This window comes from Citrobacter sp. KH_055_1 (assembly GCF_057838705.1).
Window position 1 is genome coordinate 1,137,033 of record NZ_CM174473.1, and the last position, 9,273, is coordinate 1,146,305.

Annotated in this window: 13 protein-coding genes and 1 pseudogene; 6 read left to right on the forward strand and 8 right to left on the reverse strand. The window is 43.4% G+C overall.

Annotated features, from left to right (window positions below; translation table 11 throughout):
* Positions 1 to 90 precede the first annotated feature (90 nt).
* Positions 91 to 423: a hypothetical protein gene (locus AC3ITF_RS05375; RefSeq protein WP_489176207.1), complete on the forward strand. Its 333-nt coding sequence runs from the start codon at positions 91 to 93 to the stop codon at positions 421 to 423.
* A gap of 681 nt (positions 424 to 1,104) precedes the next feature.
* Here AC3ITF_RS05375 and AC3ITF_RS05380 read toward each other — a convergent pair.
* The 5 genes from AC3ITF_RS05380 to arsH all read right to left on the reverse strand — a co-directional run bounded on the left by AC3ITF_RS05380 (position 1,105) and on the right by arsH (position 4,300).
* The gene (locus AC3ITF_RS05380; protein WP_489176208.1) at positions 1,105 to 1,464 is read right to left on the reverse strand and encodes a hypothetical protein; all 360 of its coding nucleotides are present in this window, start codon (positions 1,462 to 1,464) and stop codon (positions 1,105 to 1,107) included.
* Between the two features lie 12 nt (positions 1,465 to 1,476).
* Positions 1,477 to 2,028 carry a hypothetical protein gene (locus AC3ITF_RS05385; RefSeq protein ID WP_489176209.1) on the reverse strand — a complete coding sequence of 184 codons (552 nt, stop codon included), beginning with the start codon at positions 2,026 to 2,028 and terminating at the stop codon, positions 1,477 to 1,479.
* Positions 2,029 to 2,407: 379 nt separating this feature from the next.
* A complete protein-coding gene (locus AC3ITF_RS05390) occupies positions 2,408 to 2,650 on the reverse strand; it encodes a hypothetical protein (RefSeq protein ID WP_489176210.1) in 243 nt (80 codons plus the stop codon).
* 432 nt (positions 2,651 to 3,082) lie between these two features.
* Positions 3,083 to 3,301, reverse strand: a complete 219-nt coding sequence (locus AC3ITF_RS05395) for a hypothetical protein (protein WP_146717352.1) — start codon at positions 3,299 to 3,301, stop codon at positions 3,083 to 3,085.
* A 300-nt stretch (positions 3,302 to 3,601) separates the two neighbouring features.
* Positions 3,602 to 4,300, reverse strand: coding sequence for an arsenical resistance protein ArsH (gene arsH, locus AC3ITF_RS05400; protein WP_146717351.1), 699 nt, complete (start codon positions 4,298 to 4,300; stop codon positions 3,602 to 3,604).
* Between the two features lie 85 nt (positions 4,301 to 4,385).
* On the opposite strand from arsH, the gene AC3ITF_RS05405 reads away from it, so the two are divergent.
* From AC3ITF_RS05405 to arsC, 3 genes are read left to right on the forward strand one after another with little or no spacing between them, the layout of a single operon-like run.
* Positions 4,386 to 4,706 (forward strand): metalloregulator ArsR/SmtB family transcription factor, encoded by a 321-nt coding sequence (locus AC3ITF_RS05405; protein ID WP_032938043.1) that lies wholly within the window; start codon positions 4,386 to 4,388, stop codon positions 4,704 to 4,706.
* A 44-nt stretch (positions 4,707 to 4,750) separates the two neighbouring features.
* On the forward strand, positions 4,751 to 6,040 hold the full coding sequence (locus AC3ITF_RS05410; RefSeq protein ID WP_024274589.1) for an arsenic transporter: 1,290 nt from the start codon (positions 4,751 to 4,753) through the stop codon (positions 6,038 to 6,040).
* Positions 6,041 to 6,052: 12 nt separating this feature from the next.
* Positions 6,053 to 6,478, forward strand: coding sequence for a glutaredoxin-dependent arsenate reductase (gene arsC, locus AC3ITF_RS05415; protein ID WP_024274588.1), 426 nt, complete (start codon positions 6,053 to 6,055; stop codon positions 6,476 to 6,478).
* A gap of 303 nt (positions 6,479 to 6,781) precedes the next feature.
* Here arsC and AC3ITF_RS05420 read toward each other — a convergent pair whose 3' ends face one another.
* From AC3ITF_RS05420 to AC3ITF_RS05430, 3 genes are all read right to left on the reverse strand, one after another.
* Positions 6,782 to 7,186, reverse strand: coding sequence for an H-NS family histone-like protein (locus tag AC3ITF_RS05420; RefSeq protein WP_024274587.1), 405 nt, complete (start codon positions 7,184 to 7,186; stop codon positions 6,782 to 6,784).
* Positions 7,187 to 7,749: 563 nt separating this feature from the next.
* On the reverse strand, positions 7,750 to 7,977 hold the full coding sequence (locus AC3ITF_RS05425; protein WP_016239708.1) for a hypothetical protein: 228 nt from the start codon (positions 7,975 to 7,977) through the stop codon (positions 7,750 to 7,752).
* Positions 7,978 to 8,245: 268 nt separating this feature from the next.
* Positions 8,246 to 8,464: a cold shock domain-containing protein gene (locus AC3ITF_RS05430; protein WP_012543040.1), complete on the reverse strand. Its 219-nt coding sequence runs from the start codon at positions 8,462 to 8,464 to the stop codon at positions 8,246 to 8,248.
* 277 nt (positions 8,465 to 8,741) lie between these two features.
* On the opposite strand from AC3ITF_RS05430, the pseudogene cspF reads away from it, so the two are divergent.
* A pseudogene (gene cspF / locus AC3ITF_RS05435) lies at positions 8,742 to 8,954 on the forward strand (cold shock-like protein CspF).
* A 102-nt stretch (positions 8,955 to 9,056) separates the two neighbouring features.
* Entirely contained in the window at positions 9,057 to 9,200 is a 144-nt protein-coding gene (locus AC3ITF_RS05440; protein ID WP_228961026.1) for a YnfU family zinc-binding protein, read from the forward strand.
* Positions 9,201 to 9,273 lie beyond the last annotated feature (73 nt).

Below are 9,273 nucleotides of genomic sequence, written 5' to 3' on the forward strand. Positions count from 1 at the left end.
GCGCATAATGCGGGCTTTGTCGTTTGCTCAGTTCCTTGTTAGGATTGTTGCGATAGGATTATTGCTGACTCAAAGGATAGGAAAAGGGATATGAAAAATTTCATTATGTTAGCTGTAGGCGCAGCAATTTCATTCAATGTGTTAGCCGCTGAAGTTTTTACTGTGCCAACGGATACGAAGGCTAGCTATACGGTCTTAGAGAAGACGCGTACCGGTGATATGGCTACGATAACAACCAAGAGAGAGGGACCATCTGGAGTGTCATATTCTAAGCGCTTGTACGACTGTACGGCCTCGACGGTCAAGTATCTTGGAAGCGGTAACACTATCGAGCAAATGAATGGTTCAGCACCAGATCCAAATATGGCACCTATAATTGACCGTTCAATTGCATACTATGTTGGTCAGAAAGCCTGCCGATAACCATAGCTTCATATCGGTTGATATAAATTGAGTATTCCGCTAACCCGCATAATGCGGGTTTTTTTGTGCCTGTTAACAGGCGGCACAGAACGCACGCTGTACGCATTGCAATGCTCAGATACCACACGAGACACCTCAATAGGAGCGAAGCACTGACGGCTCTACATGCTGACAAAAGAAATACTTCACAGACAAAAACGGCACTACACCGCACCCGCCTGCGGTTTCTGGATCGATAAAATTTTTCAGTTTTATTTTTCTACAAACCAGACCGCCAGGTAGCGCCATTGCTGGCGACTTGTTGGAAAACTCAAACTGAAAAGATTGAAAAGAATTTCAGTGTTTTTCAGTTTTAAGGAACGATAGAAGTGCTTAATGCAAAAATATCTTCATGTTTAAAAAGAATTTTTTAAATTTTATGTCATCGTAAGTATCGGTTGATGTGAGTCTGGGGGGGGGGGCGTGGAAAGCATGACAAGGCAGGAATGGCAAGGCTTAACGGTTAATTTACAATTTGGGCATTACTGAAAAACTTCGCACATCTAAATGATGTAGTACTCTATCAATGGGCAAAAATGAAATAAGACCTAGTTCAGCTATTGAATGCGATATAAACATGATTACTTCGGAGAAGTAGAAAGATTTAGAATAAATCTTTCTACTTGAATTATCGTGGTTTTGCTATAAGGTTTTCCTGCTCTCCTGTATTTCTTTTATTTTTCTTATTTTTTCTGTAGTGCCGTTTTTATGACTTTTTATCATTTCTTTGAATTCGACACTTTCATCGCTAAGTGCTTCATCATTTTCATCTATGCCAAGAGCTAGTTTTTTTTGAGCAGTATCTTGTAATTTTTTAATAACTGCATCATAACTTTTATTTAGCACGAATGGTGGAATGACGGCAGCATATGCCAATATTAAATAATAATTTTCCGCGCCGGTTATCGATGATATTGTTGGTTTGCATATATAAAAAACTATTCCGGTAACCACAGTAAGGGTGAATCCCAGTGCCAACTTTATTGATTCATGATTAGTCATAGCGAGGCCTCATCACAACTCATGAACTCTTTCGTCTATATACAAAGATGCCTCAAGTACCGCAAGTTTCATATCTGTCAGTACAAATCTTATCATCTTTTCTATTCTTTCTTTTTCTTCCTTTTCTTTTTGTATCGTTGTGTTTGTCTCATGGTTGTCGCCTGGTTCATCGTCAGCGTATAACAACATTTCATAATCACTACTAAAGTCATTGTATGCAATAAATGATGCTGTTAGCACAAATACAAATCCAAACGAAGGTTTTAATGAATAGCTCACGTTTACTTTTTTGAATTTTTTATTAATTTCGTTTGCTAGTTTTTTTAATTTTTCATAATCATTGCTTAAAGGAGAGTTATATATTGAGAGGCATAAGCCAAGTCCATCAAATGAATTATCTAAAGATATAAAGGAAGTTGTTTCATTGATTTTATTTTCTTTACTCTTGATTTCACCTAATATCATGGATAATATTTCATCATCAATCCTTTCAGGGCTTTTTATTCTTACATAGTTATTTTCATCACTTAATTGAGAAATGACATAGTTGTCTAGGTTTATCATTCGCTTAAATCCTTCATATGAACTTATAGTTAGTTTATCTGATTTATGTATGTGATTCACCTACTCTCTTTTCTTTTATGCGGGAATAACGTAGTTCAGTTCCAGCCATGCTACATACTTACCTATGCGAACTTGCTTGGGCGTCTGCCAGTCTTAACTTCGTTGTACCTTTGGACTAACTCGTAACTAATTACGAGCATTAAGATTTTATCTTGTCTTACATCAGAGACCGTCATAGCTGTAGGCTGCAAGTAATCATCTGTCGCCATTTTATCGCCATAGGCATGATAAGTTGATTGTATGTGTTTGATTTTATGGTGTTTAAATTTCAGATAACAAAAAAGCATTTACTTAGAAGCAGATGGGTTTTAGTCATTCGCTAGAAATTCTCAATGTTTCCTGGCGTTAAATCAGATCGCTTCCCCGCGATTGCCTCTACGTGAGTAAAGAGTGCATCTTCTGCTCCACCTCGTTCCTTGTGTGAATCCTCTTTCACAAAGATTTTTTCCTGTTGCATACGCAAAATAGCATCGTCAATGAGCTTATATAAGTCTTGACCTGAGTGGTTCAATTCAATGAGTAAAGCCTTCAGCGCCAGTTCTGTTTGATATTTTGTGGTCATCTGCATTAAATCCTTTAACTTGGTGGACGTAAAGTGGACATGGACAAAAAAAAAGGGCTACGTTTTCACGTAACCCCTTGTTTTATTTGGTGGAGCTGGCGGAGTCTGAATTGGTTGTGTAATTCATTGAATTAATTTGAATAACTTTTAGTTCAACTTTTCTTAGGTGCCTATTTGGGTGCCTAAAAGTTTTTTCTCCCTTTGATGAGAAAGAAGACGAGATAGGGACTGTGCGTGGTGATATCTAGTTGAGTCGTCACACTGAAAAACAGATTTGACCTGGTAACCATTTCTTGCGCAGCAAACGCGCCGCGCATATACGGTTTGGGCTTACCTTTTATCAAACGCTTAGACTACTATTCGCCTGCGAAATTTTTTGGATAAAAGCCATCATCACCAATGCAGCATCGAAAAATGCTTAATTAAAAATGCTCACGCCTGCATCCCCTTACCCCGTGCCAGGTTAATTCTTTCAACGCATTCCTTAAACGCTTTAAGTTGCTCCGTAGAGAGTTCAGATTCATCAATTTTGACCAGAAGAGCGTTGAGAGAGCATTCAATATCATTTTTAATTAACCGTAAGCAGATAACCTTAACCCAACGTGGAGAGAGCTTACTGAGGCCAATTGCTCTTGTGATTTGTAATTTCATGCGATGCCTCTCAACCGCCAGTGTGCCGGTTTTCAACCTCGGTTATAACACGCAATGGACAGGACTTCTGTTATTCCTTCGCCTAAAATTTAGCATGAAGCGCTTAGCTTGGGTGCAACCAGGATTTCATTAAACATCAAAATTAGTTTTGCATCATGACGCGCAAGCGCCACGTCATAACCAGAGTTACTAGTTCACCTCAAGGTAGTTTTTCATATTCTGACACAGGATGGGATATCTCCTTTGTGCCATAGTGGATGTTATTAATCTCATGCAGTATGGATTCACGAAAAATATACGTTAAATTTTGTCCTGATTGACACGGGATGAAAGCTCCTGATAGCTCTCTTTTCTCTCGCTGTAACGATCTGCAAGATAACCAGTTTGTCCCTTAAGCAGCACCGTGATTTTAAACAGCTCCTCGGCTACATCGACGATACGGTCATACCATGACGAAGGTTTCATTCGGCCGTTTTCGTCGAACTCTTGCCATGCCTTAGCAATGGAGGACTGGTTGGGGATAGTGAACATCCGCATCCATCGGCCCAGAATGCGCATTTGGTTCACCGCATTAAAGGACTGCGAACCACCGCAGACCTGCATCACTGCAAGTGTCTTGCCCTGCGAAGGACGAACCGCGCCTTCACTTAAGGGTATCCAGTCTATTTGCGCCTTCATCACCGCGCTCATCGTCCCATGCCGCTCAGGGGAACTCCACACCATCCCGTCACACCATCTGACCAGGCCGCGTAGTTCGGTGACCTTAGGGTGCGTGTCTGGCGCATCATCAGGCAGGGGTAAACCAGAGGGGTTAAAGAATTCCACCTCCGCGCCCATTGCAGTCAGAAGACGACCGGCTTCCTCCGCGGCAAAGCGGCTGTAGGAGCGCTCTCTTACTGAGCCATACAGGATAAGAATCCGTGGTGGCGCTTGCTGGTTCATGCGTTCAGCGATGTGTTGATCAAAGAATTCAATATTAAGGGCAGGAAATTGTTCCATTTTTCTCCTCCGGAGAGAGTAGATGATTTCAAATTTAACACATATGATTTATCATATATATATTCTAAAGGGAACGGAGTGAAAAATGCTACAACCTGTTCAGCTTTTCAAAATCCTGTCGGATGAAACTCGGCTCGCCATCGTCATGATTCTCCGGGAGTCAGGAGAACTGTGCGTTTGTGATATCTGCGCAGCCATTTCCGAATCACAGCCCAAAGTCTCGCGACATATGGCTATCCTTCGTGAGGCCGGGCTGGTTCTGGACCGTCGTGAAGGCAAATGGATCCACTATCGTCTGTCACCCCACATACCGGCATGGGCAGCTGAGACAATCACGACGTCCTGGCAGTGTATGCGGGAGGATTTGTGTAAATGGCTGGATAAATCAGCCTGCACCTCCTGCTGAGAAAAGAAATCAAATTCACATAATCATATATAACGGAGTCTGAGATGCTTTTGGCGGGGAGTATATTTTTACTGACGTTGATACTGGTGATCTGGCAACCCGGAGGCCTGAGTATTGGCTGGAGTGCGAGTATCGGGGCTGTGCTGGCGCTGGTAACTGGAGTCATCCATATCGCTGATATTCCCGTTGTCTGGAATATCGTCTGGAACGCGACAGCGGCATTTATTGCGGTCATCATCATCAGCCTGCTGCTCGATGAGTCCGGCTTCTTTGAATGGGCCGCACTGCACGTCTCCCGCTGGGGTAACGGACGTGGCCGCCTTTTGTTTAGCTGGATAGTCTTGCTTGGGGCTGCTGTTGCTACACTGTTTGCCAATGACGGAGCCGCACTGATCCTGACGCCGATCGTAATTGCGATGCTGCTCGCACTGGGATTCAGTCAGGGCACGACACTGGCCTTTGTCATGGCCGCAGGATTTATTGCAGATACGGCCAGCCTGCCGCTCATTGTTTCTAACCTGGTGAATATCGTCTCGGCGGACTTTTTCGGTCTGGGCTTTACGCAGTATGCCTCCGTGATGATCCCCGTAGATGTGGCCGCGATTACGGCCACGCTGGTCATGCTGCATCTCTTCTTCCGCAGGGATATTCCGGTGACGTATGACGTTTCGCTGCTGAAGACGCCTGCCAGTGTGATAAAGGATCCGGCAACGTTCAGGGCGGGCTGGATTGTCCTGTTTTTGCTGCTTGTCGGTTTCTTTGTTCTGGAACCTCTTGGGATCCCGATAAGTGCGATAGCCGCTACTGGCGCAGCAGTACTGTTCATAGTGGCGAAAAGAGGTCACGCCATCAACACAGGAAAAGTCCTGCGCGATGCACCATGGCAGATAGTTATTTTTTCACTGGGCATGTACCTGGTGGTCTATGGCCTGCGCAATGCAGGGCTCACGGAGTCTCTGTCTGACGTGCTAAACCTGCTGGCAGAAAAGGGGTTATGGGCAGCAACGTTCGGCACCGGCTTCCTGACCGCGTTCCTGTCGTCGGTAATGAATAACATGCCGACGGTGCTGATTGGTGCGCTGTCGATTGACGGAAGTACGGCGACAGGCGTCGTCAAAGAGGCAATGATTTATGCCAACGTGATTGGCTGCGATTTAGGCCCGAAAATCACTCCGATTGGCAGTCTGGCAACCCTGCTGTGGCTACATGTGCTGGCACAGAAAAACATGACCATCACCTGGGGATATTACTTCCGCACCGGCATAATCATGACCCTGCCCGTGCTTTTCGTCACTCTGGCCGTGCTGGCGTGGCGGCTCTCTGTCACCTTGTAGCGAGATATTGATATGAGCAATATTACCATCTATCACAACCCGGCCTGTGGCACCTCACGTAACACGCTGGAGATGATCCGCAACAGCGGCAACGAACCGACAATAATTTATTATCTCGATACTCCCCCGACCCGTGATGAGCTTATTAAACTTATTTCAGATATGGGGATTACAGTGCGCGCCTTGCTGCGTAAAAACGCTGAACCTTATGAACGCCTGGGTCTTGATGAAGAGAAATTTAGTGATGAGCAGTTGATTGATTTCATGCTTCAAGATCCAATCCTGATTAATCGGCCGGTAGTCGTTACGCCGCTCGGTACTCGTCTTTGCCGCCCTTCGGAAATAGTGCTGGATATTCTTCCGGAAGGTCAGAAAGGAGCGTTTACCAAAGAGGATGGCGAGAAGGTCATTGACGAAACGGGAAAGCGGGTTAGGTAATCTGTCCACTTCAAGATATCGGACGCCTGTTTAATCTACGATGGCGTCCGCTTGCCGTTCACTAAAGACCTCCAGCCTACTAACCCCGTCCGCATTATGCTATGAGAGGAAATACTGTGGTGTTGGCTGCATTACAACTGCGTAATGTCACCATTAATACCTTCTTTACCCAGTTTATAGCGCAACATAATCTCTTCATGAAACACCTTGTTGAAGCCGGTTACGAACCAGATGCTTCTCGACGATCCTCTAAGGATGGTTGTGGGCTATCCGTAAAAAGAGCCGGGTATGCCCGGCTCTTTTTTAGCTGATTTCGAAATCTTTTAATTCCCCACCTTCAGCAATCAGATTTGAGATCCGCTTCGGCATTCGCCCCTGACCTGACCATGTTTTTGACTCTCCAGTTTCGTCAGTATATCGATACTTCGCGGGGCGGGGGGAGCGCGTCCTTTTAGCCTTACCCGGAGAGCCAATAGCAGCTAAAAGTTCGGAGGGGTCGATACCCTCATCAAGCATCATCTGACGAAGTGTTTCCAGTTTATCGCGGCGCTGACTTTCATTTGCAAGACGTAATGTCTCTTCTTCTCGTCGTTCTATAAGAATAATTTTAAACTTTTCCAGAACATCTTCCAGTACATCTAATGACATTTCACGAGTCTGAGAACGTAAGGTACGGATATTGTTTAACTGTGTAAGAGCATCTGACATAAAGAGACCTTTTAAAGTTTTTTCGTTGTTCAGCAAATACCAATGTCGACGGTTGCTCATCAACCCGATTTTTCTTACTGAGCATTTTAATCCGATTGGTACATATTGTTATTAACGAGGTTTAGACTACTTATATAAATCTCTTATCGCAAGACAAAATTAAGAAGAATGTGCAAGAACTAAATTACAACTCCTACGAAATGTCCATGCATTTTTGAAGGTACTTAAAACTATGATGCCAGGAGTCATCCGGAGAGCCTTTTTATACCCTCATAACTTATTGCTTCAGTCACACCTGATGAGATTTAAAATGAGGAGAGGCAGCGCCGCCACTTAGCAAGGTTTTTCACAAATGGCAAGATGGCACGCAGGGGGGAGACACCTGCATTTTGTCAGAGGGTAGCGAATTACTCTCTCTTTATAGAGGCGTTTCTAAAAAAGTGTAATGTAAAAAAAAGCCTGCTGTTAGCAGGCCATAAATGCTTTTAACTCATTTTTTGTTCGATTCTGATAAATAGGGTAAGCATGCAATTAAACGTGAATCAGAGAGCATAACAAAAATGCTATAAATATTTCCTGGCCGCATCAAATATCTCCTGTGACGTTAACTCCCTGTCAGTAGCCACGTAAACAATGCCATGATCGCCAGTTAAGGAAGGAAAACCTGCAGACATAATCCGAAGATGTGTTTCTTCACCGTTTGGATATTCCTGCCTGATAGAGGATATACCTTCCAGAACGGTCATGACTTTACAGGATTCAGCATTAAAGAAAACAAGGACTTTAATCATATTCTATTACCCTGTTCTCTCGTGGATATTAACTGGCAGATGCCATTAAGGTCAAAGCCATTACGCACTTCTTATTTAACATGTGGTTAGCTTGTGCTTTTAGACTTTTTATGCAGTAGTACTGCACTTCATCACATCGCTTAGCATACTCATAATTTTGAAAAATATGCTGATCAGATATTAAAAATAAACGACTTTCATCTGATTTAAGTTATGGATCTGTCTACTCAGGAATAATCCTTCATCGTTATTGCAGACCCATAATGATTTATTTATCGCAAAGTGTTACGTTTGCAGCAGCAGGACCCTTGTCTCCGCGGTGAATGGCGAATTCAACTTTCTGACCTTCAAATAAAGTTTTAAAGTTGTCGCCATTAAGTGCAGACAAATGGACAAAGATATCTTTGCTGCCATCAAGAGGAGAGATGAAGCCAAAACCTTTGTCTTCGTTAAACCATTTAACCAGGCCCATAATTCTCGAGGTCATACTGACTCCGTTATACATGATTGTATTGATAGTAAACGTATAAGATTAAACGTATGGACTCAAAAGAGGGGATATCAACGATAGCGCCTGGTAATGAGAACTGCCCGGAAAATTTCTAACTTTCATTAGTACATCGAACTGATGGGATTCATTAAGTCACAGGGAATCGATATAAGCAAATTATCTTTTAGCCGTCCAGAGGTCCTGTAGGGAAAATAAAAGTGGCTGAATGCCATTTTCAATGTATAGTCTTTACGTGTTTTAATAAGGAATTGACTTGTCCCATAAAATGACAGGAATTGTCAAAAGCTTTGATATTCTTAGTGGTAAAGGCCTCATCATCCCATCTGATGGACGAAAAGACGTTCTGCTTCACATTTCAGCCGTTAACTCTCGCTAATCAGAATTACGCATCCCTGGAAGCCGCATAGAGTTTTGCCGGATAAACGGTCTCAGGGGGCCTGTGGCTGCGAGCATTTATCTTTCCTGATTTTCAGTATGTCAAAATAGATAGATTAAAACTTAACCACATGTGGTACGGTGAAGCTCATTCATTGAAAGGTTAATGGTTATGTCTGTTATCAATTACGCAATGAAATTCTTCAGCAGTGCGTCTACTGCCACTGCTGCCTGTCCTGTTTGTGGCTTAAAATCAGTACAACCGTTGTCAAAAATCCGGCTCAACCAGACCATGCTTTGCCCCGGATGTAAGGCTCTGTTTATCTCCCGACGCTAGCTCGACCAAAATCGCAGAACAGAGCTCATGTCCCATACTTATGTTAGATTCCGGCAGCTGTTAAATCCCTGAT